26 protein-coding genes are annotated in these 24,325 nt (G+C 47.7%); 19 read left to right on the plus strand and 7 right to left on the minus strand.

The genetic code is table 11. The annotated features are described in order from the left end of the window. Nucleotides 1-50: 50 nt before the first annotated feature. Genes B4E62_RS07635 through B4E62_RS07645 form a run of 3 tightly spaced genes read right to left on the minus strand, consistent with a single transcriptional unit; the run spans nt 51 to nt 2,782 of the window. Nucleotides 51-932: an SPFH domain-containing protein gene (locus tag B4E62_RS07635; protein ID WP_331351656.1), complete on the minus strand. Its 882-nt coding sequence runs from the start codon at nt 930-932 to the stop codon at nt 51-53. Nucleotides 933-968: 36 nt separating this feature from the next. Continuing rightward, nucleotides 969-1,715 carry an N-acetylmuramate alpha-1-phosphate uridylyltransferase MurU gene (murU, locus tag B4E62_RS07640; protein ID WP_331351657.1) on the minus strand — a complete coding sequence of 249 codons (747 nt, stop codon included), beginning with the start codon at nt 1,713-1,715 and terminating at the stop codon, nt 969-971. Beyond that, nucleotides 1,712-2,782: an aminoglycoside phosphotransferase family protein gene (locus tag B4E62_RS07645; protein ID WP_331351658.1), complete on the minus strand. Its 1,071-nt coding sequence runs from the start codon at nt 2,780-2,782 to the stop codon at nt 1,712-1,714. The genes murU and B4E62_RS07645 overlap by 4 nt, the downstream gene beginning before the upstream one ends. Before the next feature lie 287 nt (nt 2,783-3,069). Here B4E62_RS07645 and B4E62_RS07650 point away from each other — a divergent pair, with 287 nt between their 5' ends. From B4E62_RS07650 to B4E62_RS07705, 12 genes are all read left to right on the plus strand, one after another. Further along, nucleotides 3,070-5,502: an LPS-assembly protein LptD gene (locus B4E62_RS07650; protein ID WP_310069399.1), complete on the plus strand. Its 2,433-nt coding sequence runs from the start codon at nt 3,070-3,072 to the stop codon at nt 5,500-5,502. A gap of 15 nt (nt 5,503-5,517) precedes the next feature. Next, nucleotides 5,518-6,837: a peptidylprolyl isomerase gene (locus B4E62_RS07655; protein ID WP_331351659.1), complete on the plus strand. Its 1,320-nt coding sequence runs from the start codon at nt 5,518-5,520 to the stop codon at nt 6,835-6,837. A gap of 117 nt (nt 6,838-6,954) precedes the next feature. Next, nucleotides 6,955-7,956, plus strand: coding sequence for a 4-hydroxythreonine-4-phosphate dehydrogenase PdxA (gene pdxA, locus B4E62_RS07660; protein WP_374725237.1), 1,002 nt, complete (start codon nt 6,955-6,957; stop codon nt 7,954-7,956). Between the two features lie 16 nt (nt 7,957-7,972). Beyond that, nucleotides 7,973-8,812 (plus strand): 16S rRNA (adenine(1518)-N(6)/adenine(1519)-N(6))-dimethyltransferase RsmA, encoded by an 840-nt coding sequence (gene rsmA / locus B4E62_RS07665; protein WP_310067133.1) that lies wholly within the window; start codon nt 7,973-7,975, stop codon nt 8,810-8,812. A gap of 1 nt (nt 8,813) precedes the next feature. Then, complete coding sequence (gene apaG / locus B4E62_RS07670) at nt 8,814-9,182, plus strand: Co2+/Mg2+ efflux protein ApaG (RefSeq protein ID WP_310067130.1); 369 nt, start codon at nt 8,814-8,816, stop codon at nt 9,180-9,182. 44 nt (nt 9,183-9,226) lie between these two features. Beyond that, nucleotides 9,227-10,039, plus strand: a complete 813-nt coding sequence (locus B4E62_RS07675) for a symmetrical bis(5'-nucleosyl)-tetraphosphatase (RefSeq protein ID WP_310067127.1) — start codon at nt 9,227-9,229, stop codon at nt 10,037-10,039. A 149-nt stretch (nt 10,040-10,188) separates the two neighbouring features. Then, nucleotides 10,189-11,028 carry a putative porin gene (locus B4E62_RS07680; protein ID WP_310067124.1) on the plus strand — a complete coding sequence of 280 codons (840 nt, stop codon included), beginning with the start codon at nt 10,189-10,191 and terminating at the stop codon, nt 11,026-11,028. A gap of 99 nt (nt 11,029-11,127) precedes the next feature. After that, nucleotides 11,128-11,451 (plus strand): hypothetical protein, encoded by a 324-nt coding sequence (locus B4E62_RS07685; protein WP_331351660.1) that lies wholly within the window; start codon nt 11,128-11,130, stop codon nt 11,449-11,451. Between the two features lie 654 nt (nt 11,452-12,105). Then, on the plus strand, nt 12,106-13,266 hold the full coding sequence (gene coxB, locus B4E62_RS07690) for a cytochrome c oxidase subunit II (protein ID WP_331351661.1): 1,161 nt from the start codon (nt 12,106-12,108) through the stop codon (nt 13,264-13,266). A 3-nt stretch (nt 13,267-13,269) separates the two neighbouring features. Next, nucleotides 13,270-14,874: a cytochrome c oxidase subunit I gene (gene ctaD, locus B4E62_RS07695; protein WP_310067110.1), complete on the plus strand. Its 1,605-nt coding sequence runs from the start codon at nt 13,270-13,272 to the stop codon at nt 14,872-14,874. 38 nt (nt 14,875-14,912) lie between these two features. Then, nucleotides 14,913-15,440: a cytochrome c oxidase assembly protein gene (locus tag B4E62_RS07700; protein WP_331351662.1), complete on the plus strand. Its 528-nt coding sequence runs from the start codon at nt 14,913-14,915 to the stop codon at nt 15,438-15,440. Nucleotides 15,441-15,484: 44 nt separating this feature from the next. Continuing rightward, nucleotides 15,485-16,366 carry a cytochrome c oxidase subunit 3 gene (locus tag B4E62_RS07705; protein WP_310067107.1) on the plus strand — a complete coding sequence of 294 codons (882 nt, stop codon included), beginning with the start codon at nt 15,485-15,487 and terminating at the stop codon, nt 16,364-16,366. A gap of 22 nt (nt 16,367-16,388) precedes the next feature. Here B4E62_RS07705 and B4E62_RS07710 read toward each other — a convergent pair whose 3' ends face one another. After that, the gene (locus B4E62_RS07710) at nt 16,389-16,598 is read right to left on the minus strand and encodes a DUF2909 domain-containing protein (protein ID WP_310067105.1); all 210 of its coding nucleotides are present in this window, start codon (nt 16,596-16,598) and stop codon (nt 16,389-16,391) included. A 29-nt stretch (nt 16,599-16,627) separates the two neighbouring features. On the opposite strand from B4E62_RS07710, the gene B4E62_RS07715 reads away from it, so the two are divergent. The 7 genes from B4E62_RS07715 (at nt 16,628) to B4E62_RS07745 (ending at nt 21,887) form a co-directional block, all read left to right on the plus strand. Further along, nucleotides 16,628-17,395 carry an SURF1 family protein gene (locus B4E62_RS07715; RefSeq protein WP_331351663.1) on the plus strand — a complete coding sequence of 256 codons (768 nt, stop codon included), beginning with the start codon at nt 16,628-16,630 and terminating at the stop codon, nt 17,393-17,395. After that, on the plus strand, nt 17,392-17,934 hold the full coding sequence (locus B4E62_RS07720; protein ID WP_331351664.1) for a hypothetical protein: 543 nt from the start codon (nt 17,392-17,394) through the stop codon (nt 17,932-17,934). Before B4E62_RS07715 ends, B4E62_RS07720 begins: the two co-directional genes overlap by 4 nt. Further along, nucleotides 17,931-19,010: a COX15/CtaA family protein gene (locus tag B4E62_RS07725; RefSeq protein WP_331351665.1), complete on the plus strand. Its 1,080-nt coding sequence runs from the start codon at nt 17,931-17,933 to the stop codon at nt 19,008-19,010. The genes B4E62_RS07720 and B4E62_RS07725 overlap by 4 nt, the downstream gene beginning before the upstream one ends. 54 nt (nt 19,011-19,064) lie before the next feature. After that, nucleotides 19,065-20,000 (plus strand): heme o synthase, encoded by a 936-nt coding sequence (cyoE, locus tag B4E62_RS07730; RefSeq protein ID WP_331351666.1) that lies wholly within the window; start codon nt 19,065-19,067, stop codon nt 19,998-20,000. Continuing rightward, on the plus strand, nt 19,984-20,415 hold the full coding sequence (locus B4E62_RS07735) for a copper chaperone PCu(A)C (protein WP_331351667.1): 432 nt from the start codon (nt 19,984-19,986) through the stop codon (nt 20,413-20,415). Before cyoE ends, B4E62_RS07735 begins: the two co-directional genes overlap by 17 nt. Continuing rightward, nucleotides 20,393-21,067 carry an SCO family protein gene (locus B4E62_RS07740; protein ID WP_310067092.1) on the plus strand — a complete coding sequence of 225 codons (675 nt, stop codon included), beginning with the start codon at nt 20,393-20,395 and terminating at the stop codon, nt 21,065-21,067. The genes B4E62_RS07735 and B4E62_RS07740 overlap by 23 nt, the downstream gene beginning before the upstream one ends. A 220-nt stretch (nt 21,068-21,287) precedes the next feature. Next, a complete protein-coding gene (locus B4E62_RS07745; RefSeq protein WP_310067090.1) occupies nt 21,288-21,887 on the plus strand; it encodes a Yip1 family protein in 600 nt (199 codons plus the stop codon). 90 nt (nt 21,888-21,977) lie between these two features. On the opposite strand, the gene hemL is transcribed toward B4E62_RS07745, so the two are convergent. From hemL to hemJ, 3 genes are read right to left on the minus strand one after another with little or no spacing between them, the layout of a single operon-like run. Continuing rightward, the gene (gene hemL / locus B4E62_RS07750) at nt 21,978-23,261 is read right to left on the minus strand and encodes a glutamate-1-semialdehyde 2,1-aminomutase (RefSeq protein ID WP_331351668.1); all 1,284 of its coding nucleotides are present in this window, start codon (nt 23,259-23,261) and stop codon (nt 21,978-21,980) included. A gap of 2 nt (nt 23,262-23,263) precedes the next feature. Continuing rightward, nucleotides 23,264-23,893 carry a thiamine phosphate synthase gene (gene thiE / locus B4E62_RS07755; RefSeq protein WP_331351669.1) on the minus strand — a complete coding sequence of 210 codons (630 nt, stop codon included), beginning with the start codon at nt 23,891-23,893 and terminating at the stop codon, nt 23,264-23,266. A 1-nt stretch (nt 23,894) separates the two neighbouring features. Continuing rightward, on the minus strand, nt 23,895-24,317 hold the full coding sequence (gene hemJ, locus B4E62_RS07760; protein WP_331351670.1) for a protoporphyrinogen oxidase HemJ: 423 nt from the start codon (nt 24,315-24,317) through the stop codon (nt 23,895-23,897). Nucleotides 24,318-24,325 lie beyond the last annotated feature (8 nt).

The raw sequence follows: 24,325 nt of genomic DNA on the forward strand, positions 1-24,325 counted from the left end.
TAAAGAGGGCGCCGATAAGGGCGCCCTTGTTGTATCTTTCGCAAGAGTTTCTATTTGTTGGCATTAAAAAATGGCAAGGTGCCGTTGGGCAGCATGGTTTTTGGTAACTGTCCGTCCCATTTTTCTGCCTTGGTCAATTCGATCAAATTTTGGTTTTGCGCCAATGCTTCCGCGCGGCTTTTAATTGCAGAGGCTTCCGCATCACCTTTTATCCGAATGCTTTCCGCCTCGGCTTTGGAGCGTGCAAGTTGTGAATCTGCCTCGGCCTGTGCTTTGGTCACTGCAATTTGCGCACTCACACGCTCTTTTTCCAAGTTTTGTTTTTGCGTCTGTACCTCCACCTCTGCGCGCATACGGTCTTCAACCGATTTTTCATAGGCCGCGCTGAAATCGATATTTTCAATCTGCACCGAATTGATCACTATAGGGCCGTTAATAGATTTGGTGATGGCATCGGTGACATCGATACCGAATTTAACCCGCTCTTGCACCACCGAGATGGCGGTGTATTTACCGAAAATATTTTCCACTTGTGTCGGCACTTGGCGATCTACAAGGCGCGCGATCATTGAATCGATACTTTTGAAGTTTTCATACACTTCTTCCACTCTATCTGCAGGGACACTGAAGGTGACTGAGGCGCGGATGGTGGCCGGTTGTTGGTCGCGGCTGTAGGCCTGTAATTCTTGATAGCTTGCCGTGTGTGTTTGGGTGGATATTTTTACCACTGAATCGATAAGGGGAATTTTAAAGCCCAAACCCGGTGCTGCAGTGCCGATGATTTTGCCGTTGCGCAAATGTACGCCGCGCTCGCCCTGGTCAACGGTGTACCAGCTGCCATAAAGCACGGTGATAAGAAAAAGTATAACAATCGCGGGAATAATTTTGCCCAAGCTGATTGGGTTGGGTGAACTGAAATCGGCTTTTAACATGATGCGTCCTTTTTGTGTTGTGGTGGTAGAGATTGATTATTTATGTTCGGTGTTGATTAATTTGGCTGACAGATAATCTTCCAGTAGGTGTAATCGCACCGGGGTTCCAACATCACTCCAGTGTCCGCGATGAACTTGTCCTGTGATTTGCTCGTTGCTTATTGCGCGGCGTAACACTTCTACCAAGGGGAATTTTTGGCGTTTATCCGGGTAGGCGGCGATTAATTCCGGTTTGAGCAAACTGATACCACCAAAAGTGAATCGCTGTTGGGCTATTTTTTTGGGGCCATCAGGTTTTTCGGGATCATTAAGTAATAGCCCGCTACTGGCAAGTGCAAAATCACCCTGCGGATGAAATTCCGGATTAGGTACCAGCAGCAAATGCCCCAGCTGGTTTTGCGACAATATATTTTCAGCAATAGGCTGGTGGATAAATTGTGCAAACTCCAGATCGCACCAGACATCGCCATTAATCAATAAAAAAGGTTCTTCACCGAGTAAATCCAACGCATGCAAAATAGCGCCGCCGGTTTCCAGTGGCTCGGGCTCGGTGGAATAGCTGATCTTTAATCCAAATTGTTGGCCATCACCCAAGTGCGAGCGAATTTTTTCGCCTAGATAGGCGAGGTTGATAATGACTTCGCGAATACCCGCGCGCTGCAGGTTTTCCAAATGGTATTCAATCAGCGGTTTGCCACCCGCACACAGCAGCGGTTTGGGGGTGTGATAGGTGAGTGGGCGCATGCGATTGCCGAGCCCGGCAGCGAGGATCATGGCTTTCATTGGTCGCCTGCTGATTGATAGTCCCGATACCAGGATTGTTGTTGCGCGAGTGGTAATAAAGTCTGTTTAAACCAAGTCACAAAGGCTTTTAGTTCCAGATATTGTTCGGCGACTTCCAGTGTATAGCGAATCACTAGCGGCAAATCATTCAGGTAGCCGGTTTTGCCATCGCGCAGATTTAAACGTGCAAAAATACCGAGCACTTTTATATGGCGCTGTAAGCCGAGCCAGTTAAACCAGCGCAGGAATTCCGTTTCACTGACATCCGGAATAATGTTTGCGCTGATTGCCTGTTGACGATAATCCAAAGCCCAGCCTGTTACCTTTTCCGCTGGCCAGTGCAGATAGCAGTCGCGCAACAGCGAGACCAGATCGTAAGTCACGCCGCCCCAAAGCGCGCCTTGGAAATCAATTACACCAAGCGCGTTATCATCCAGCAATAAAAGATTGCGCGAATGGTAGTCGCGATGCACAAACGTTTGCGGTTGCGCGAGTGCATTGTCCTCCAGCCGGATAAATAATTCATCGAGCAATTTTTTCTCTGCAGTAGCGAGTGGATGACCGAGCAGTTTACCGGCAAACCATTCGCTGAAAATTTCCAGCTCGCGGTGCAAAAGTGCGCGGTCGTAACGCGGGATTAGTGCGGCATCATCCTGAATGTGCTGAAGCTGCAGCAGGGTGCTGAGCGCCATTTGATAGAGGTCATCGACGTTACCGGTGTTCACTGCGCGGAAGAACAAGCGGTCGCCCATATCTTCTACCAGCAAAAAGCCCTGGTTTGCATCCGCGGTGGCAATACGCGGGCTGCGCACGCCTTGTTGCTCGATAAGGCGGGCGATAGCGAGAAACTGGTGGGTGTCTTCGCTGGCGGGCGGTGCATCGACTGCCAGCCATTGCGATGGGGTTTGATAGCGGAAGTAGCGGCGAAACCCCGCATCACTGCCCAGGCTAAACAGTTCTATCGGGTGTTCCGCGAAAGATGTTTGCTGTGTGACCCAGTTGGTGAGGGCTAACTTTCGGGTATCGATTGGCGCGCTGGGGCTGTCTCTGGTGTGATTGGTGGTCATGCGGGATCCGGCGTTATGTCAATTATTAGTTGGGCGTTGGGTGTGGGTGCCTCAGTGGTCGGATTCTACCCCAGTCAGGTGATTTCCCCCAATTCATTCCCAGTACAGACGGTTTACAGTAGAATCGCCTCAATTTTTCGGCGGCATATGTATGGCGCGCCTATTTGAGACCGCGGTTAATGGCTCCAACCCAGAATCATTCCAAACAGAATCTGCGCAATAAATTCCTTCGCTCCCGCCTAGCCCTGTGTGTTGCAGCCCAGTGCGCGGGGATTTTGCTATTGTCTGTGCCTTTAACCTGGGCTGATGACACTGCATCGGCGCCTAAAAAAGACCCCAACGAGCAGCTGCGCGAATTGGATTGGGTGCCCATGGAAGAGCTTACCCCGGAGCAGAAAGCGCAGGTGCCCACCGCCTGTTGTGGTGCCTATGTGGCGCCGCCGCGCGACGATGTTGAGTCGGAGATGGATCCGGAAAAAGCCAATATCTTTGGTACCGCCGATTACTCGGAATCCGAAAAGCAAACCAAATTCATCATGCGCGACGATGTGCGCCTGACCCAAGGGCGCCGCTCGTTCCGCGCGGATACCTTCACCTTTGATAAAACTACGCGAGAAGCGGAGCTGGATGGTGACATCCAGGTGCGCGAGCCGGGAGTATTGTTGCGTGCTGACAAAGCTTATGTCGATACCAACACCGGCAACGCCCGTTTGGATAACGCCCGTTTTGTGCTCTATGAAACCCGTGTGCGCGGTCGCGCGGAGAGTTTGGAAAAATTTGGCGATGCTGTTATCAGCCTTGATCAGGGTACATTTACCAGCTGCGAGCCGGGCGATAATACCTGGCTGATCAAAGGCTCGAATATCACCCTGCACAACGATAAACATTACGGCACGGCTAAACATATGCGCTTGCATATCAAAGATGTGCCAGTTGTCTATGCGCCTTATTTTCGTTTTCCGGTAGGGCCAGACCGTCTGACAGGCTTTTTGTTTCCCTCGATCGGCTTTGATGAGAGCGATGGTATCGGCGAATTTTCTGCGCCCTTTTATTGGAATATCGCCCCTAATTACGATGCCACTATTACGCCGCGCTACCTCGCCGAACACGGTTATATGCTCGCGACTGAGCTGCGCCACAAATCCGAATTGTTTGATAGTGAGTTGAGCGGCAGCGCGCTGAATAACGATCGCAGCGGAGATACCGGCCGCGACGACGATGAGATCAACCCACAGTATCTCGGCAAAGATCGCTGGCAGTACAACCTGGTGCAAACCGGCGGGCGCAACCAGCCTTGGTCAACTGAAATTGATTACACCGATGTCAGTGATACCGACTACATCCGCGATGTAGACGGCAGTGCCGTGGATTTAAATCGCCAGGCTTACATCCGCCAGCGCGCAGCCGCTGGTTACAACAGCGAGCATTGGCAACTGGGCGCCAAAGCGGAAGAGTTTCGTTTGTTGACCAGCACGCAATTACCTTATCGCGAATTGCCGCGTCTGCATGCCGATGGTCAATACCGGGTGAATGACTGGCTGGTCGAGCTGGATAATGAATATACTCACTTTGGTATGAACCGCTACTTTGAGGGCGATGAGGCCAACCTTATTGTTGGCGAGCGTTTGCGCACCAATTACAAACTGAGTTGGGATAAAGAATACACCGCTGGTTATGTAAAACCGGGCGTGGGTTTGAAAACCCTTGGCTATGAATTAGAAGCCACTAACCTGCGCACTGATGCGGAAAGCAGCCAACAATTCACTGCCCCGCAAGGCTCGCTTGATATGGGGCTGTATTTTGAGCGCGACAAAGCCTTATTTGGTGATGCCTTTACCCAGACTCTGGAGCCGCGCGCGTTTTATCTCTACCGCGATTACGAAAATCAGGATTCGCTCTACGCTCTCACCTCTGATGCCAGCTATGTCAACTTTGACACATCGGATCTGATCTTCACCTACGAGCAGTTGTTTCGTGACTCGCGCTTCTCTGGTGGCGACCGTATCGATGACACCAATCATCTCGCATTGGGCCTTACCAGCCGCTTCGTGGAATCCGACACCGGCGTTGAGCGCTTGCGCCTGAGTATTGGTCAGATCACCTATTTTGAAGACCGTGAAGTCAGCATCCTCAATGACGATGACGCCTATGCCAATACCCGTACCAGCTCGGCAGTGGCAGGGCAGGCAAGTACTCTGATTGGCGATCACCTGCGCATCAGCAGCGATGTACTTTATGATCACCAACAAGAGCAGGTGAACACCGTCAGCACCAGCTTGAATTATATGGATGAGCAGTACCGGATCCTGAACCTTGGCTATCGCTACAGCCGCGATCCGGTATCGCTCAGCCCACTGGAAACCACACCGAACATCGGTGAAACCCTGAACCAGATAGATGTCACCACACTCTGGCCAGTTTCCAGTCAATGGTCAGTAATTGCCCGCGCCAACTACGATTTTACGTACAATGCGGAACTCGACACCTTTGCCGGGCTCGAATACACCGATTGCTGCTACCGCATCCGCGTGCTAGCGCGGCAGTGGGTGGATTTCGATTTTAGTCCCGACTTTATGGAAAACCTCAGCAGCGACGATTATGACCGCGGTGTGTTTATCGAAGTGCAATTGCGCGGCTTCGGCAGCTTGAGTCAACGTATTAGTAACCTGCTCGACAAAGCTATGTTTGGCTACGGCGAGCGTGAAGCATCTCTACAATAAAACAGTGATTGAATTATGAGTAAGAACCAAAACAAGCCACATTCATTGCATATGGGCTGGACGCTATTGCTGGGCGGTTTGCTTCTGGCGACCAGCCAGCTCGGCCTGGCCCAAAGCAATGCGGTATCACTGGATCGCGTGGTGGCGATTGTCGATAAAGATGTGGTACTGCAAAGTGAGTTGGATGATCGCAAAGCATCTATCCTGGAGCGCTTGAAAGGCCAATACCAACAGCTGCCGCCGGAGGATGTGCTCAATAAACAAATCCTCGAACAATTGATTATTGAACGTATCGAACTGGGCTTGGCCGAGCGTTACGAAATTAAAGTGGATGAGGCGGAAATCGACCAGGCGATTGGCCGTGTGCTGCAAAAAAATCAAATCACCTTGGCGCAGCTTGAAGCTGATCTAAAAACCCAGGGGTTAAATCTCGATGGTCTGCGCAAACAAATGCGCAACGAATTGACCATCAGCCATTTGCAACAAGGTGTTGTGAATAGCCGCATCAAAGTGACCGATCAGGACATTAACAATTTCCTCGCTTCAAGCGACGGCAAATTTGCCACCTCACCGGATTTTCATATCGGCCATATTTTAATTGCAGTCTCCAGTAGCGCTGATGCTGACGCGATTGCCGCTGCTGAAAAGCAAGCTAACGATATTTATCAAAAACTGCAAAGTGGCAGCGATTTTTCGCAGATGGCGATCAGCTACTCCAACGACCAAGCCGCCCTGCAAGGTGGCGATATCGGCTGGCGTAAACTCGCGCAATTGCCGGAGCTGTTTGGCAATCAAATGGCGAATTTAGCGGTAGGGCAAGTCTCCAAACCTTTCCGCAGCGGTGCCGGTTTCCATATCCTTAAAAATATTGAACAGCGCGGCGGCGGCGAGCAATTGGTTGAGCAGACCCATGCGCGCCACATATTGGTAAAGACCTCGGAAATTATGGACGATGCCCAAGCGCGCCAGAAACTGTTGGATTTAAAAGCGCGGATCGAAAAAGGTGAAGATTTTGGCAAGCTGGCCCGCGAGCATTCAGAAGATACCGGCTCTATGTTGAGCGGCGGTGATTTGGGTTGGTCTACACCGGGCATGTTTGTACCGGAATTTGAAGAGGCGATGGGCAATACTTCCATAGGTGGCATCACCCGCCCATTCAAAAGTCAATTTGGCTGGCATATTTTGCAAGTGATCGAGCGTCGCAAAGAAGATATGAGCGATAAAATGAAGCGCAACCAAGCCGCCAACGTATTGCGTTCACGTCGCTTTGAGGAAGAATTCCAACTCTGGCTGACACAAATCCGCGAAGAGGCTTACGTCGAAATTAAACTCTAAGCCAGCGCTCTTTTTTACCGGCGGCTAAAAATAGATTGCACGAAAAAATGTGCAATTTGTTTTTAGCCGTTGTGCATTTTGAATCCTGTGTTTTTATCGTGACTTTTTCAGGCTCAGATGATTATGGTTCCCTGTTATCGAATTGCACTTACCCCCGGCGAACCGGCAGGTATAGGCCCGGATCTTATTATTGCGCTCGCACAACAGGCGCAGCAACATGAAATTGTCGCCATTGCTGATCCGCACTTACTGCAAACACGTGCACAGCAACTTGGGCTCAGCCTGACGTTGCGCGAAGTTAACCTGCAGGATGCGCCGCGTCCGAGTGCGGCGGGTGAGTTGGCAATACTGCCCGTTACACTCGCTGAACCTGCCGTGCCTGGCAAACTTAATGTGCACAACGCGTCCTACATTTTGCGCACCCTGGATGCGGCTATCGAAGGCTGCGTTGCCGGGCATTTTGCCGCGCTGGTTACCGGGCCAGTGCAAAAAAGTATTATCAATGATGCGGGTATCGCTTTTAGTGGCCATACCGAATATCTTGCTGAAAAAACCCATACCGAAAAAGTAGTGATGATGCTTGCCACGGAAGGTTTGCGAGTGGCACTCGCGACTACCCATTTGCCGCTGAAAGATGTCGCGGCTGCTATTACGGAAGATGAACTCACACAGGTGACGGAAATTTTGCACCGCGATATGCAAGTGCAATTTGGCATTGCACAGCCGCGCATTTTGGTGTGCGGATTAAATCCCCACGCTGGCGAAGGCGGGCATCTCGGGCGAGAAGAAATTGAAGTCATCGAACCGGTACTTAAACAATTGCGCGCGCGCGGCATGAATTTAATCGGCCCACTGCCAGCAGATACACTGTTTACACCAAAATATCTGGATCACGCTGACGCGGTACTTGCGATGTATCACGACCAGGGTTTGCCGGTATTAAAATACAAAGGTTTCGGCCAAGCGGTGAATATTACCCTCGGCTTGCCAATTATCCGCACCTCGGTAGACCACGGTACCGCATTGGATTTGGCGGCGACTGGCAAAGCCGATTTGGGCAGTTTACGCACCGCATTAAGTTATGCCCTTGCGATGGTGCAAGCAAAACACGCGCGCTAATTATTGGAACATGTGCATGAAAAAATTTCTTAATGACGAATCCCAGCACAAAGCGCGAAAACGTTTTGGCCAAAACTTTTTGATTGATCACGGCATCATTCGCGACATAGCGCGCTCTGTTCACCCGAAAAAAGACGATCTGATTGTCGAGATTGGGCCTGGCAAAGGTGCAATTACGCAATTGCTCGCTGACAGCTGTGAAAATTTAAGCGTGATTGAATTGGATCGCGATCTGGTGCCCTGGTTGAAAGTGAAATTTGAGCAGCATCCCAACTTCCAATTATTCCAGGCCGATGCGCTGCAATTTGATTTTGCACAATTAATAAAAAATGGCCAACCGCTACGTATCGTCGGCAACTTGCCTTACAACATATCTACGCCGCTGATTTTTCATCTGCTTACCTATGCGAACCGCGTGCAAGACATGCATTTTATGTTGCAGAAAGAAGTGGTCAAACGTATGGCGGCGCAACCGGGCGATAGCGCTTATGGCCGCTTGGGTATTATGGTGCAATATTATTGCGCCGTAGAAGATTTGTTTGATGTACCGCCGACATCATTTGATCCTGCTCCCAAAGTCGATTCAGCCATTGTGCGTCTGACTCCGCATGCACAATTGCCACATGTCGCCAATAATATAAAAAGTTTAGAGACGCTGGTAAATGTGGCGTTCCAGCAGCGGCGCAAAACCCTGCGCAATTCACTCAAACAATTGCTGACCGCCGAGCAAATGGAAAGCCTGCCGGTGAATTTACAATTGCGCCCGGAAGAAATCAGTTTGCCTGAGTATGTCGCAATGAGTAATTTGCTGGGCGAACTTTCATTGAATGGCCAACCATTGAAAGAGGTTGATTAACATGTCGAACATCCAGGTCCTGGTGCGCACCAATTATGTCGAAGCGCAATCCATCCCACTCGAACACCGCTATGTGTACACCTACACCATCACTATCGCGAACAAAAGTGATGTGCCTGCACAATTAATCAGTCGTCATTGGCGCATTACCGACGCCAATGAAAAATTACAGGAAGTGCAAGGCATGGGGGTGGTTGGCGAGCAGCCGCATCTCAAACCGGGTGAAAGTTACACTTATACCAGTGGTGTAATTCTTGAGACTGAAACAGGAATAATGGAGGGCACTTACCATATGCGCACTGACGAAGGCGCTATGTTTGATGCACCTATCCCCACTTTTGCTTTAGTGCCGCCGCACGCGGTACATTAGTTTCTCTCCAAACATTTTCGATAAAAAAGTTAGCAGGTATTGATATGGCAACCTATGCAATTGGGGATATCCAAGGCTGTCTTGAACCGCTGCAATGCCTGTTACAGGAAATCAAATTCAATCCATCCAAAGATAAGCTTTGGCTTGCAGGTGATTTAATTAATCGTGGGCCGGATACGCTAGAGACACTGCGCTTTTTATATCGGCTGCGCGATTCCATTACCATCGTATTGGGTAATCACGATCTGCATTTTATTGCCGTGTATTACGGCCAGCGCAAACGCGGTAAAAACGATACGCTGGATGAACTATTACGCGCGCCCGATTGCGCCGATCTGGTTTATTGGTTGCGCCAGCAAAAATTAGTGCATCATGACCCGCTCTTGAATTTCACTATGGTACATGCTGGCATCCCGCCCCAGTGGGATTTATCTGAAGCCCTGGCGCATGCGCGCGAAGTGGAAAATGTGTTGCAAACCGATAAGGTCGAAATCTTTCTCGCTGGTATGTACGGTAATTTACCCAATCGCTGGAATGATAATCTCGCCGGTGTCGACCGTTTGCGTTTAATCACCAATTACTTTACGCGCATGCGTTTTTGCAGCGCCGACGGTGAATTGGAATTGCAAACGAAAGAAAGTGTCGATGCAGCGCCTATTGGCTTTGCGCCCTGGTTTTCATTTGCCGAACGCAAAACCTGGGATCAACGAATCCTGTTTGGCCACTGGGCTGCCCTCGAAGGCCGTACGGATGTAGAAAATGTTTACGCACTCGATACCGGCTGCGTATGGGGTGGTTCGCTCACTGCATTGCGTTTGGAAGATGAACGTTGGTTTGCATGCGATTGCCTCGCGTAAATTTTTTCTGCTCTTAATGTACGCGTTCCGCACAGTAAATAACCTTCATTTGTAACACTCTGTAACGTTCAGGTTCAATTCAATTTTCTTCCTCTAGTATGACTCCAAGCATCACTACAGATGCTGTTGTTTATATCAGAGGATAGATTATGAAATTAAAATTATTGCCTGCCATTATTGCTGCTACCGGTTTTTTAGTTGCCCCTTTTGCACTTGCTGCAACCTATCAAAGTGAAATATCGGCGTCTTATGCGGATATTGATGTTAATGATGATTCCGAAGAAGGTTATTTTGTTGGCCTTGAAGGAAAATATTATTTTTCTCCTGTAGATACTGCAAGCCATCCACTCGCTGAAGCCGCTTTTATTGAAAAGGCGAGCAATGTCTATTTGGGAGTTGGTAATTACGAATACAAAGAAGAGGGTGATCGTCTCGATATTTATCTGCGCACATTGGGTGTGGATTTTTATATTCCCAATACCATGTTTTATGTGGGCGCTGGCGTTAATGAATACAAATCCAAATATTCCTGGCCAGCAGAGGGCAGTTTTGACGGGGGCAGTGAATCATCCAAATGGGACTCTAGCTGGTTTGTAAAAGCCGGTATAGCACCCGTCACCGGTTTGTTAGTCTGGTCTGAATTTACTGAAGATGTTGATGTGTCAGATGAGTGGAATATCAATGGTAAATACGTGATTCCTTTGTCTGGTGAACAGGCGTTGAATGTTGAGGCCAGCTATGAGAAGTCGGATATTAGTGATACCGATGACATTATTACAGGTGCAGTAGATTATTACCTAGACAGGCATTTGAGCTTGGGTGCTGGTTTTATCAATAGCTCTTATGATTCCGGTAGTGATAATGAAAGCACCACCGACTACTTTATCCGCGCTCGTAATTTCTTCACCGACAATATAAGTGCGGAGCTGAGTTATACCGATGGTGATTATGAAAGCAGTTTGATGTTGGGGGGGGCGATTCGTTTCTAAGTGCAACGTTTCTAAATTTAGCGTTTCTAGGTCTTGCACTTTCAAGTATTTGGTTTCTGTGTATCTTGCTAATTCATTAAATGCTTTAATGGAGCGCCAATGCTGTTAACGATTGGCGCTTACATCAACTACAGGATAGCGATCATCATGCGTATAAAATCTGTGTGTGCAGCAATAATGGTGTTGGTTTTTGTGAGTGCAGGTAACAGTTATGCTGACCAAAAAATAAAAACGAAGAGTAATATTAAGAATGACCGTGTTGTACAACCTGTTGCGAGTTCCGAATGCACAGAGATCTGTGCCGAAGGTGAACAATGTGTTAAATCTCCTACAATTGAGGCAGTCTCATCTGATGCAGTTAAAAGTTATTGTGTTGCCGTGAGTGAGGAAAAAAGCTCTGCTGCCAGTGCGGAAAGCCAATAATGCTGAGTTTATTTTGTTATATAAAAAAATGTGTTTAGTGCTGATGTTTTGTTTAAGTGTTACTCCTTGCGTTTTAACTCGATGGGTTTATAGTTAATCCATCGGGTAGCTTTTTATTCTCAGTAGTTTTTAAGCTTAATCACTCGCTGTGGCTCAAGTTTCCCGATGATTGTTGGAATTGAGGTGTCCGGTTTTCTGGTACGTCCTGTGTTCTGGCTGTGTGTCTTTGTTTTCAAAGACTTGGGTATTTGAAAAGCGATTGATGAACGTGCTTTTCAGTAGCTATCCCCGCTTTTTGGCCAGTTGGCTATTTCTGTTGTCAGGTCGCACCTTGTTCTGGTTTGTTGACTGGATTTGTTCACCTGATTCCCGTTGCTGGATGAGTTCCAGCGTCTGTGTGTTGCTACTTTTTTACTACAAAGTGGTTACTAAAAAAGCGGTGCAATAACAATGGCCAATATTTAGGTCATTCTCTTTGGTTATTGCCGTTCGTTTTGTGCACATGATTTTTAATATACCGTTTTATGAATTGTTGTGAGTAGAACAATATTCCTTCATTGATTGTGGGATGGCTTCGCTCATCTGTTCGTTTACACGTTTCCACACTCATAAGATCAATGCCATAAGACCAAAGCCATAAGAAGGAGTCGTGCAGTGAAACGCTATTTATCCAGCTTGAGATGCGTGGCGAATTATCCGGTGCTGATGTGGATGTTATTCATCAGCACTCCGCTACAGGCACAAACTGAAAAATACAATATGACGCGCGGCGCGACTGATATCAGCCATCAGGTGTATGACCTGCATATGGCGATTTTTTATATCTGCTGTGTCATAGGTGCAATTGTATTTGCGTTGATGTTTTGGTCGATTATCTATCACCGAAAGTCCAAAGGTGCTAAAGCTGAACAGTTTCACGGTAGTTTAAAAATAGAATTGTTATGGACCGCTATACCGGCGGTAATTTTGGTGGTGATGGCAATTCCCGCAAGCAAAACCCTGATTGCCATGGAAGACGCTTCTAAAGCGGATCTCACGGTGTTAGTCACAGGCTCGCAATGGAAATGGCACTACAAATACATGGAATATCCAATTGAGTACTATTCCATGCTCGCCACGCCGCGCGACCAGATCGATAACCTCGCGGAAAAAACCGAATTATATTTGCGCGATGTTGATAAGCCTCTCGTACTTCCCACCGGCAAAAAAATTCGTTTTCTGGTGACTGCTGACGATGTAATCCACGCCTGGTGGGTGCCTGCATTTGCGATAAAAAAAGATGCCAACCCCGGATTTATTAACGAGACCTGGACCAAGGTGGACAAACCCGGCATTTATCGTGGCCAATGCGCTGAGTTGTGCGGTAAGGACCATGGCTTTATGCCAGTGGTCGTCGATGTAAGGACACCGGAAGAATTTGATCGCTGGGCGGCAGAGCAAGTAGAGCTGCAAGCACAGGCAAAAGCCGAAGCTGAAAAAGCAGCGCAACAAACCCAAAGCATGGAAGAGCTGATGGCGCTCGGTGAAAAAACATACGAAAGCCATTGCGCTATGTGCCATCAAATTTCAGGTGAGGGTTTGCCGGGCGCTATTCCTGCACTTAAAGGCAGTGCCATGGTCACTCAGGATATTTCCGCGCACATTCACATTGTGGTTTATGGCAAACCGGCAACGGCCATGCAGGCATTTGCAAAACAATTAACGACCAGCGAGCTGGCGGCGGTGATTACCTATGAGCGCAATGCCTGGGGAAATAATACCGGCGACTTGGTGCAAGTGGCGGATGTTGCTGCCGCTATAGAAGCAGGGGAATAAGTAATGAGCACAGAAAATTCAAGCGCCCTCGATATTAATGATGGTCATCACGATGACCACGATCACAAACCCAAAGGTATTACGCGCTGGTTATATACCACCAACCACAAAGATATAGGCACGCTCTATTTATTATTTGCACTGCTGATGTTGTTTATCGGTGGTAGTTTGGCGATGGTCATTCGCGCAGAATTATTTCAACCGGGATTGCAATTTGTCGATCCACATTTTTTTAACCAGATGACTACAGTGCATGGGTTGGTGATGGTGTTCGGTGCGATTATGCCCGCATTTGTCGGCCTCGCCAATTGGATGGTGCCGATGATGATAGGCGCACCGGATATGGCACTGCCGCGCATGAATAACTGGAGTTTTTGGATTTTACCTTTCTCGTTTTTTATTCTGTTATCGACTTTGTTTATGGAGGGTGGTGGTCCTGCTGCGGGCTGGACTTTTTATGCGCCGCTCTCAACCACCTACAGTAATGACAGCACCGCATTTTTTGTATTCTCTGTGCACTTGCTCGGTATCTCGTCAATCATGGGCGCGATGAATGTCATAGTCACCATTTTTAATTTGCGTGCACCGGGTATGACCTGGATGAAAATGCCGCTGTTTGTGTGGACCTGGTTAATTACAGCATTTTTATTGATTGCGGTTATGCCAGTGCTTGCCGGTACTGTGACTATGGTGCTCACCGATAAATATTTTGGTACCAGCTTTTTTAACGCCGCGGGTGGTGGTGATCCGGTTTTATTTCAGCATATTTTTTGGTTCTTCGGACACCCTGAAGTGTACATTATGATTTTGCCTGCTTTTGGTATCGTCTCCAGCATCATTCCCACTTTTGCACGCAAACCTTTATTTGGTTATGAATCTATGGTGATCGCAACGGCGAGTATTGCGTTCCTGTCATTTATTGTGTGGGCGCACCATATGTTTACTACCGGTATGCCGGTAGCTGCTGAATTGTTTTTTATGTATACCACTATGTTGATCGCCGTGCCCACAGGAGTAAAAGTATTTAATTGGGTGGCGACTATGTGGCGCGGCTCCATGACCTTTGAAACACCGATGATGTTTGCCGTTGCATTTATTGTGCTCTTCACCATTGGTGGTTTATCGGGATTAATGCTCGCCATTATTCCTGCAGATTTTCAATATCAGGATACCTATTTTGTCGTCGCGCATTTTCATTATGTGTTAGTGACTGGAGCGCTTTTTGGCATCATCTCGGGAGTTTATTTTTGGATTCCCAAATGGACGGGCGTGATGTATAGCGAGCGTTTGGGGCAATGGCATTTTTGGTGTTCATTAATATCAGTGAATATGTTGTTTTTCCCGATGCACTTTGTTGGCCTAGCAGGTATGCCGCGCCGTATTCCGGATTACGCATTGCAGTTTGCCGATATGAATGCCTTTATCAGTATTGGCGGTGCCCTGTTTGGTTTGTCGCAGTTAATTTTTGTATGGTGTGTGGTGCGCTGTATGCGGCGCAAAGGTGAAAAGGCAAGCACACAAGTATGGGAAGGCGCGCATGGGTTGGAGTGGGAAATTCCGTCCCCCGCGCCTTACCACACCTTTCAAACACCACCTAATGTGAAATGATCAATTAACAGATTGATGCACGTGTGGCGGAGAAAAAAATGGTGTCGCACAGGTTACTGGTACGCAAATTGGTATTGATTTGTATTGCCATGTTTGGTTTTGGTTTTGCATTGGTGCCTTTGTACGATGTGTTTTGTCGTTACACCGGCATTAATGGAAAAACGGAAAATACCGCTGCACCCGCATCGCGCCGCATCGATGAAAGTCGTGACATTTCGGTGGAGTTTTTAGCGAACCGCGACGCCGGTATTCCCTGGAGTTTTGCACCGGAAATTACCCGTATCAGTGTGCATCCCGGGCAGGTAAAGATCGTTAATTTCTTGGTGGAAAACCTGAGTGGCGCAGCGACGATTGGCAGAGCAGTGCCGTCAGTATCACCGGGCGAGGCTGCACGCTACTTTAAAAAAATAGAATGTTTTTGTTTTGTAGAGCAACCGCTGGATGCGCATCAGGCTAAAGCCATGCCCGTGCAATTTTATATAGACCCGGATTTGCCGAGTCATTTTACGACTATCACTTTGTCTTATCGTTTGTATAACAATACGCCGCAAACAGTTGGGCGATAGGCTTCGTTAGTAGACTGTTCATCTGTGCTAGTGGAGGAATTACCATGGGTACTGTTTATCAAAAATATTATGTTCCCCATCAAAGTAGTTGGCCAATTTTAGGGGCAATAGCGCTTTTTTTGCTCGGTTATGGTGCTGCAATCTGGATTAATGCGCTCGCCAAAGATCAGCATGGTTTTGGCTGGCTATTTATTATTGTTGGTTTTGCCTTGTTGTTTTATATGTTGTTCGGTTGGTTCAGCAATATTATTGATGAGTCTATGGATGGGCTATACAGCCAGCAAATGGATCGCTCTTTCCGCCAGGGGATGAGTTGGTTTATTTTTTCCGAGATTATGTTTTTCATGGCGTTTTTTGGAGCGCTCTTTTATGCGCGGATGATTGCTGTGCCCTGGTTGGATGGAGCGAGCAATAATGTGATGACTGCTGAAGTACTCTGGCCGAATTTTGAAGCTATCTGGCCGCTGACTAAAACCCCGGGTGGCTTAGAAACCCAAGCTATGCCATGGGAAGGGATCCCACTCTATAACACCCTTATTTTGCTTGCCTCATCGGTCACCTTGCAATTTGCTCATGTTGGCATAGAGCAGCGCAAATATACCCAGTTAGGATTTTTCCTGTTGTTAACCATCATCCTCGGTGTGTGCTTTTTATATTTGCAAGGTCATGAATATGTTCACTCTTATCAAGAGTTAGGCCTGCGTCTTGACTCGGGGGTTTACGGTAATACTTTCTTTTTGCTTACCGGCTTTCACGGTTTACACGTCACGCTTGGGGCGATTTTTTTAACTGTGATTTTTTTGCGCATTGTTATTAAAGGCCACTTTACCCCTGAACGTCATTTTGGTTTTCAGGCAGCGGCCTGGTATTGGCATTTTGTCGATGTGGTTTGGTTAAACCTGTTTGTGTTTGTCTATGTGTTGTAAGGGTTGTTGTCAGTATCCAGAATCAATAGGGGCGTGGATGGGGCGTAATAACACCGGTTAGTAACAAGATGATTAAAAATAAAATGACGACGGCGGAGAAGATCAGGCGTCGCCCCAAAAATTTTGACATCTTGGGTGCTGCCTCATCGTTTTTCAGCATCACAATCAATGCCTGAAATAAACTGAATACGACAATTGCTAATAGCGTTACCAGAATTATTTTGATCCACATGGAAACACCTCTGTAGGAGTGATGAGTGTATGACCATTATAGCGTTTAATCGCTATTGGGTAGTTCGCTGGCCATGGGTGTTGATTAATCTATTGGTGCTGGCGCTGTTGTTGGGCCTGTCGTTTTGGCAATGGCAGCGCGCCGCAGAAAAAACGCAGACCCTCGCACGCATTGCCAAATGGCAGCAGCAGGATGCGGTAGACATTGCACGCTTAACGACAATAAATGCAATTGGTCGCGATGGAGTACAAATGGATTTTATGGGCCGTTGGTTAGCGCCCATGGTGTGGTTAGTGGATAACAAAATGGTGAATGGCCGCATTGGTTACGATGTCATTATCGCCGTTGAAGATGTCTCAGCATCAGACCCTGTACATGGCGCTTCACAAGAGAAGTCTGCTGCGTTACTGGTCAATTTGGGTTGGGTTGCAGCGCCGACGCAGCGCGATTTTTTGCCGGCAGTTGATATCCCCGCAGAATTACGCGTGCAAGGAATTTTCCGCACTCGCATCACAGGGGTTTTATTGGGCACCAATATCGAAAATAAAAGTGTATGGCCGATGCGCATCCAACAAGTTGACATTGATTCCCTCTCTTTGCAGCTCAATCGCACACTGGTGCAGGGACTTACCTATCAGGAAAAAAATTCTCCTTTTCTCATCCATTATCGCCCGGTAATTCTGCCGCCGGAGCGGCATAAGGCGTATGCACTGCAATGGTTTTTATTAGCCGTCGCGGTAATGGTTATCGCATTGCTTGCCAGCGCCCGCAAACATCCGCAGGGAATTGAATTATGAACAGTCGAAAATTTTTTATATTATTTATTGCCTGTGCGGCAGTGCCCTTGGTTGCTGCACAGCTCAGTTTATCCATGGGTTGGTTTAGCCAGGGAGGTAACAATAAAGGCCAATGGTTGCAACACGAAATTCAATTGTTGCCTGATGCAAGTCATTCAACGAAAGGAAATTCTGTCAGTAGTAATGTGCATTGGCATTTGGTTTATGTACAGGCTGCCGCGTGCGACCAAGAGTGTGAGCAAGCGCTTTTTACACTGCAACAACTTTACGCAGGTATGGGGCGCAAACAATTAAAAATTAAACCGCTGGTGATGGCAGCACAAGAACCTGCGCAACTAAAAAAATTTCCGGCAATTGGTTGGCAATCCGAACAACGCGTAGCGACTGAATTGCAGAACCAGATAGTGATTGTTAACCAGCGTGGTTTGGTACTACTACGTTATCCCGTTGATGGTAATCCTGAACATATGCGCGATCTCGCACGCGATATTCGCACAGATTTATTGCGCTTGATCAATTACGACAGGAGTGGAGCATGAGCCGGTTTGCTACGCTGATAAATTTTACGCTCTTGTTAACTCTGATTGTTATCGCCTTGGGCGCTTATACACGCTTGACCGATGCCGGGCTGGGCTGTCCGGATTGGCCGGGCTGTTACGGAAAATTAACGGCGCCACTCCACGATGGGCATATCGCTGAGGCGCAAGCAAAATTTCCCGATGCGCAAATAGAACCGCACAAAGCGCACAATGAAATGTTGCATCGTTATATCGCCGGCTTATTAGGCTTGTGTGTATTGGCGATTGCGATTGTTAGTTTTTTCCTTAAAAAATTCAGGCTGTTGAGTGGAATTATTTTACTGTTGGTAATTTTTCAAGCGGCTTTGGGTATGTGGACAGTCACATTGAATTTATTACCGCTGGTTGTTCTTGCCCATTTGCTGGGTGGTTTTGCACTCTTCACGCTGTTGGCCTTATTGCGGGTGGAGCTTGCGTGGAAAATAAAAGTAATGAATACCGATTCAATTGGGCTCGATGTAAAAAAATATCGGGAACCAGGGTTGAATTCACTTTTGCCATTAGGCTATCTGACAGTCTTGGTGTTGGTGCTGCAAATTGCACTGGGGGGATGGACATCGAGTAATTACGCCGCCGCGGTCTGCTATCAATTACCCGTGTGTGAAGCTGGTTGGAGTGACAGGTTTTCATTGCAGTCGGCCTTTAGCTTGCCGCTGGGGCACGACACTTACGAATATGGAGTGCTGCCCTACGAAGCGCGTATGAGCATCCATGTTTTGCACCGTATGGGCGCGGTGGTGACGTTGCTGTTGTTGGGAAGCTTTGCCTTTTTATGTTGGCGCAGGGCAGTGACTAAAACTATACGTGTCATAGCGGCCAGCATTGGTGGATTACTCTTGCTGCAATTAACACTGGGGTTGATCAATATTGTTGCACAGCTTCCGCTATTAAATGCGGTTATGCACAATCTGGTGGCGGCCAATTTGCTGATGCTGACGGTGGTTTTTGTGCGGCAGATTTATCTGCGGCGAATAGTGAGAGAGCCGTTATCGGAAATGAAAAGTGTGCAGAAAAATCATTTCGTTACTGATAGATAAAACATGGTGTAGCGGCATCGAGTAACTGCATTAAATAAAAAATGGGAGCTTGTGATGGCAACAATAAAAAATTCCCTGGCACCAGTATTGGCGCGTACCGATATTGCTGGCTACTGCCGCGCTTATTATCAACTCACCAAACCCAAGGTAGTGGCGCTATTGGTGCTCACCGCATGGGTAGGGATGATGCTGGCGACGCCCGCACCACCGGATATGTTATTAGTCATAATGGCAAGTTTGGGAATAGCTCTGGTGTCTGCCGCAGCGGCTGCATTTAATCATGTACTCGATCAAAAAATTGATGCGCAGATGGCGCGCACCTATATGCGGCCATTACCGAAAGGCAAGCTGACTACTGGGCAGGCAGTAGCCTTTGCTTGCACCTTGGCGATTACCGGTTTTTTAATTTTATTGCTGGCCGTCAATACCCTTACCGCTCTCTTGACCTTGGTTGGTTTGTTTGGATATGCGGTGGTGTATACACTTTTGCTAAAACGCGCTACTCCGCAAAATATTGTGATTGGTGGTGTTGCCGGTGCGCTGCCACCGGTATTGGGTTGGACTGCCATCACCGGTAGTTTGAGCGGTGAAGCGCTGCTGTTGATGATGATAGTATTCACGTGGACACCACCCCATTTTTGGGCGCTCGCGATTCACCGCTGTAACGATTATGCAAAAGCCAATATACCCATGTTACCTGTCACTCATGGGATTGAATTTACCAAAACGGCTATTTTGCTCTATACATTCTTATTGTTTCTTGTGTGTTTGCTGCCCTTTTTGGTGGGCATGACAGGCGTTATCTATTTATTTGCCAGTATTTATCTCAACGTTAAATTTATTTATCACGCCTGGATATTAAAATTTAATGCTCAGGCTGACACCGCAATGGCAACCTTTCGTTTTTCGATTGTGCATTTGATGGTGTTGTTTCTGGTGCTTTTAGTTGATCACTATGCGAAGTGGAGTTTCAGTGAATTATTACAATAATTTTTTCGCGTGTGTTTTGATGGCGCTGCTGGCTGGTCGTTGTGCGGCACAAGTGCAGGTGGAAAATGCCTGGATACAATTGGCACCACCGGCAACTGCCGTAAATGCTGCCTATATGACGATCCACAACCCACAATTGCGCGAGCAAATCATTGTGGGTGTGAGTGCTGATTGCTGCGCGGGGGTGATGCTGCATAAGACGCACCGGGAGGGCGACAAAGTAGTGATGGATCATCTTGAGTCTTTGGTTGTCCCTGCACAAGCCCGCGTGCAATTGGCACCCGGTGGCTTGCATCTCATGTTAACGGAGGCGCAGGAAGAATTAACTCTCGACAGTAAAGTGAAAATAACCTTTAGCTTTGGCGATGGCAGCACCCAGGAATTTGGTCTTGATGTTAAACAAACCGGGCCATAAAAAACGCTGGCAGCTGTTATATGCCGTGGCGATTGTAGCCAGTTTGGGGCTGGGAGTGGTGTTGGGTGCACAGCAATTTTCTGCAGCATCACCACTGGCTGCTGCGCAGTTATTACCTGCTCCTAAAACCTTGCCTGAATTTACGTTGGAAAATCATCGTAGTGAAGCTGTTGGTGTGAATGTGTTTCGTCATCGCTGGAGTTTGGTTTTTTTTGGGTTTACTTCCTGCCCGGATTTTTGCCCGCTGGAATTGCAAAAGTTAGCCAAACTATTGAACTTGATGGGCGCTGGTGACGAGCTGCAAGTGGTATTTGTGAGTGTTGACCCGGAGCGCGATGGGCAGGAAAAACTCGCTAACTACGTAGGTTTTTTTCATCCACAAATTCTCGGCCTGCGCGGTAGTAATCTTGCGTTAGCAAATTTTGCCCAATTTTTTGGTGCGGCCTATGATCGCTCGGCGATTGTTGAGAGTAAATTAATAACAATTCCCGCTGGCATCAACTTGCCAACCAATGTGGGGGAGCAGTATCAGGTAAACCATTCTACCCGGGTATTTGTTGTAAATCCCCAAGGCGAATTTATTGGTAGCTTTACTTCCCCTTATGAGTTGGAAGAGATGTTATCTGATATGCAAAAACTGATGGGAAGGTAATTTTTTTTATGTGGTTACGATTCATCAAACAGTTAATAAATATAGATGTTGTAGTTATGGAGATTTTTTTTTTGAAGTTGATTTAGTCTAACCACTCTCAGGAAGATAGCGGGTTGGCGCTATATACTCAGTAGACAAGACGATAGCAGTTCTTCGCCGTGCGATTATTTGTGTAGCCAAATTAATGGTCAATACCTAATAACAGTGTTGGAGAAAGAATATGATTTCCCATGTTGCCGGTCTTTTTACCCATCCCCACCAGGAGTGGGAGGAAATTCGCGATACGCCCGAAAGCGTTTCTCATTTGTATTTCGCCCACGTCCTGTTCCTCGCCCTGATACCGCCCGTCTCAATGTACATTGGCACAACCAAAGTGGGGTGGGTAATTGGTAAAGGTGATCCAGTGATGTTGACGGAATCCAGCGCGTTAATAATGAGCGTGCTGATGTATTTGGCAATGTTAGCTGGTGTTGCGGTTATAGGTGCATTTATTAATTGGATGTCGCGCACCTATGATTCGGCTCCCGGCTATGCCCGCTGCGTAGTGTTCGCCGCTTACACAGCAACTCCCTTGTTTGTGGCGGGGCTCTGCGCGCTCTATCCAAATGTCATTCTCACAATGCTAGTGGGTATAGCGGCGGTGTTTTATACCGTGTACCTGTTGTACATGGGCATCCCGATTTTTATGAAAATTCCTGAGGATGAAGGCTTTATTTATTCCAGCTCGATTCTCACTATTGGCTTGGTGATGTTTGTATCGATTATGGCTATTACCGTATTGATCTGGAGTTTTGGGTTTGGTCCTGCCTATACAGGCTGATCGATGGATTAATTGTGGGTAAATTTTTACATCAAAAAAAAGCCGGTGCAGTTGTTGCGCCGGCTTTTTGTTTTCCGCGTCCAGGTGAACTTATTTCAAGGTTGCAAAAACCTCGGCGGCAATCTTGAGTGTGTTGTTAATATCGTCTTCAGTGTGCGCACCGGACATAAAGCCCGCTTCGTAAGATGCCGGTGCCAAATAAACACCGCGCTCCAACATGCCGTGGAAAAATTTATTAAAACGTGGAATGTCGCAGGCCATCACTTGCTTGAAGTTGGTGACTTTTTTCTCGCTAGTAAAAAAGAAACCGAACATGCTGCCGATATGATTGGTGGTAAAGGGAATGCCTGCTTCATCCGCTAATTTTTGCAGCCCTTCAACCAATTGCGTGGTGCGTGCGCAGAGGTTTTTATAAAAACCGTCTTGCTCCAATAACTCCAATGTTTTTAAACCTGCTGCCATAGCGACTGGATTGCCGGAGAGGGTTCCCGCTTGGTACACAGGGCCGGAGGGCGCAATCATTTGCATAATATCGCGACGGCCACCAAAGGCACCCACTGGCATGCCACCGCCGATCACTTTGCCGAGCGTGATGATATCGGCATTTACGTTGTAATGCCCTTGCGCACCTTTGTGTGCGACGCGGAAGCCGGTCATCACTTCATCAAAAATTAATACGCTGCCATATTGGTCGCACACCTCGCGCAGGCATTCCAAAAATCCTGGTACGGGTGGAACACAGTTCATATTGCCCACTACAGGCTCAACAATAATGCAGGCGATTTGGTCGCCCAGTTTGGCAAAACATTCACGCACTTGTTCGGCGTTGTTGTAATCGAGCGTGAGTGTGTGATCGGCCAATACTGCAGGCACACCCGGTGAGCTGGGTACGCCGAGTGTCAGTGCACCGGAACCCGCTTTAATTAATAAAGAATCTGAATGGCCGTGATAGCAGCCTTCGAATTTAATAATTTTATCGCGCTTGGTGAACGCGCGCGCGAGTCTGATTGCGCTCATGGTTGCTTCGGTGCCGGAACTGACAAAACGCACCATATCCATATTGGGAATCAGGTTGCAGAGTTTTTCTGCGAGTGTAGTTTCGCGTTCAGTGGGTGCACCAAAACTCAAACCAAATTTTGCAGTTTCAATAACGGTGTTGATCACATCAGGGTGTGCGTGGCCGAGTACCATTGGTCCCCAGCTTTGTACGTAATCGATATATTGTTTGCCGTCTGCATCCCACACATAGGCGCCCAGCGCGCGCTCAAAAAATACGGGTGTGCCACCGACGGCTTTAAACGCGCGCACAGGCGAGTTGACGCCGCCGGGAATGGTTTTTTGGGCTTGTAAAAATAATTCTTCTGAGCGGCTCATAATTAATCCTGATCGGTAAAAGATAATGCAATAAATTTTTTGGCTTGTGCAGTAATGTCATCCGCAGAAAATAAACTGTGGCAGACAGCGAGCATATCGGCGCCCGCATCTAATAATTGCTTGCCGTTATCCAGAGTAATTCCTCCGATAACAACGATAGGTGTATCGCTAAATGCTTTGCGTGCATCGCTGATTAATGAAATCGGCGCAGGGCGTGCATCAGGTTTTGTATTCGAGGAAAAAAAACGCCCAAATGCAATGTAATTGGTACTGTCTTTTATAGCCTGCTGCGCAAGCGCCAGTGAGTCATGACAGGTGACGCCGATAATTGCGCGGCTGCCGAGAATAATCCGTGCAGCAACAGGATTGGTATCACCTTGGCCCAAATGTACGCCGTGTGCGCCGACTTCTTGCGCGAGACTCACATCATCATTGATTAATAACTGCGCCTGATGCTGATTGCAGAGATCGAGTAAACGTTTGGCTTCAAATAAGCGGCGTGCATGATCTGCTGATTTATCGCGGTACTGCACCAGCTTGCAACCGCCTTTGAGCGCAGCTGAAACACCGGTGAATAATGTATCGCCGGGCAGCAATTGTGAGTCGGTAATTGCGTAGAGGTTATTGTTCATCTTAAAAAGGTTTTACCACCACCAAAATAACAATACCGATTAATAGAAACACCGGTAATTCGTTAAACACGCGGAAAAACTTATGGCTCTTGGTGCATCGGTCATCGCGCAGTTGTTTGAAATAGGCGATGCAGGCGTGGTGATATCCGGTCAACAGCACTACCAGTGCAATTTTGCACCAGTACCAGATTTGTGTGGAGTAATACTCCCAACCGAGCCAGCTCATCCAGATGCCAAAGGTATAGGTCGCAATCATCGCGGGGTTGGCGATGCCGCGCAGTAATTTTCGCTCCATGATTTTAAAGCGTTCGCGGCTGATCTCGTCTTCGCTCATGCTGTGGTACACAAACAGACGCGGCAAATAAAAGAGCGCGGCCATCCAGCTGACAACAGAAATAATATGGAAGGCTTTTATCCAGAGCATAGGAGCAT

Source organism: Cellvibrio sp. UBA7671 (assembly GCA_002483145.1).
Taxonomy (GTDB): domain Bacteria; phylum Pseudomonadota; class Gammaproteobacteria; order Pseudomonadales; family Cellvibrionaceae; genus Cellvibrio; species Cellvibrio fibrivorans.

Excerpts from the sequence above, each read along its gene's own strand:
- B4E62_RS07710 (WP_310067105.1), bottom strand. The coding sequence starts at position 16,598 with ATGTGGATCAAAATAATTCTGGTAACGCTATTAGCAATTGTCGTATTC.
- B4E62_RS07720 (WP_331351664.1), top strand. The coding sequence starts at position 17,392 with ATGAACAGTCGAAAATTTTTTATATTATTTATTGCCTGTGCGGCAGTG.
- B4E62_RS07725 (WP_331351665.1), top strand. The coding sequence starts at position 17,931 with ATGAGCCGGTTTGCTACGCTGATAAATTTTACGCTCTTGTTAACTCTG.
- cyoE (WP_331351666.1), top strand. The coding sequence starts at position 19,065 with ATGGCAACAATAAAAAATTCCCTGGCACCAGTATTGGCGCGTACCGAT.
- hemJ (WP_331351670.1), bottom strand. The coding sequence starts at position 24,317 with ATGCTCTGGATAAAAGCCTTCCATATTATTTCTGTTGTCAGCTGGATG.
- B4E62_RS07745 (WP_310067090.1), top strand. The coding sequence starts at position 21,288 with ATGATTTCCCATGTTGCCGGTCTTTTTACCCATCCCCACCAGGAGTGG.
- B4E62_RS07645 (WP_331351658.1), bottom strand. The coding sequence starts at position 2,782 with ATGACCACCAATCACACCAGAGACAGCCCCAGCGCGCCAATCGATACC.
- hemL (WP_331351668.1), bottom strand. The coding sequence starts at position 23,261 with ATGAGCCGCTCAGAAGAATTATTTTTACAAGCCCAAAAAACCATTCCC.
- B4E62_RS07715 (WP_331351663.1), top strand. The coding sequence starts at position 16,628 with ATGACCATTATAGCGTTTAATCGCTATTGGGTAGTTCGCTGGCCATGG.
- murU (WP_331351657.1), bottom strand. The coding sequence starts at position 1,715 with ATGAAAGCCATGATCCTCGCTGCCGGGCTCGGCAATCGCATGCGCCCA.
- B4E62_RS07705 (WP_310067107.1), top strand. The coding sequence starts at position 15,485 with ATGGGTACTGTTTATCAAAAATATTATGTTCCCCATCAAAGTAGTTGG.
- ctaD (WP_310067110.1), top strand. The coding sequence starts at position 13,270 with ATGAGCACAGAAAATTCAAGCGCCCTCGATATTAATGATGGTCATCAC.
- B4E62_RS07635 (WP_331351656.1), bottom strand. The coding sequence starts at position 932 with ATGTTAAAAGCCGATTTCAGTTCACCCAACCCAATCAGCTTGGGCAAA.
- pdxA (WP_374725237.1), top strand. The coding sequence starts at position 6,955 with ATGATTATGGTTCCCTGTTATCGAATTGCACTTACCCCCGGCGAACCG.
- apaG (WP_310067130.1), top strand. The coding sequence starts at position 8,814 with ATGTCGAACATCCAGGTCCTGGTGCGCACCAATTATGTCGAAGCGCAA.
- B4E62_RS07700 (WP_331351662.1), top strand. The coding sequence starts at position 14,913 with ATGGTGTCGCACAGGTTACTGGTACGCAAATTGGTATTGATTTGTATT.
- B4E62_RS07685 (WP_331351660.1), top strand. The coding sequence starts at position 11,128 with ATGCTGTTAACGATTGGCGCTTACATCAACTACAGGATAGCGATCATC.
- B4E62_RS07655 (WP_331351659.1), top strand. The coding sequence starts at position 5,518 with ATGAGTAAGAACCAAAACAAGCCACATTCATTGCATATGGGCTGGACG.
- B4E62_RS07680 (WP_310067124.1), top strand. The coding sequence starts at position 10,189 with ATGAAATTAAAATTATTGCCTGCCATTATTGCTGCTACCGGTTTTTTA.
- thiE (WP_331351669.1), bottom strand. The coding sequence starts at position 23,893 with ATGAACAATAACCTCTACGCAATTACCGACTCACAATTGCTGCCCGGC.
- B4E62_RS07740 (WP_310067092.1), top strand. The coding sequence starts at position 20,393 with ATGTTAAACAAACCGGGCCATAAAAAACGCTGGCAGCTGTTATATGCC.
- B4E62_RS07675 (WP_310067127.1), top strand. The coding sequence starts at position 9,227 with ATGGCAACCTATGCAATTGGGGATATCCAAGGCTGTCTTGAACCGCTG.
- rsmA (WP_310067133.1), top strand. The coding sequence starts at position 7,973 with ATGAAAAAATTTCTTAATGACGAATCCCAGCACAAAGCGCGAAAACGT.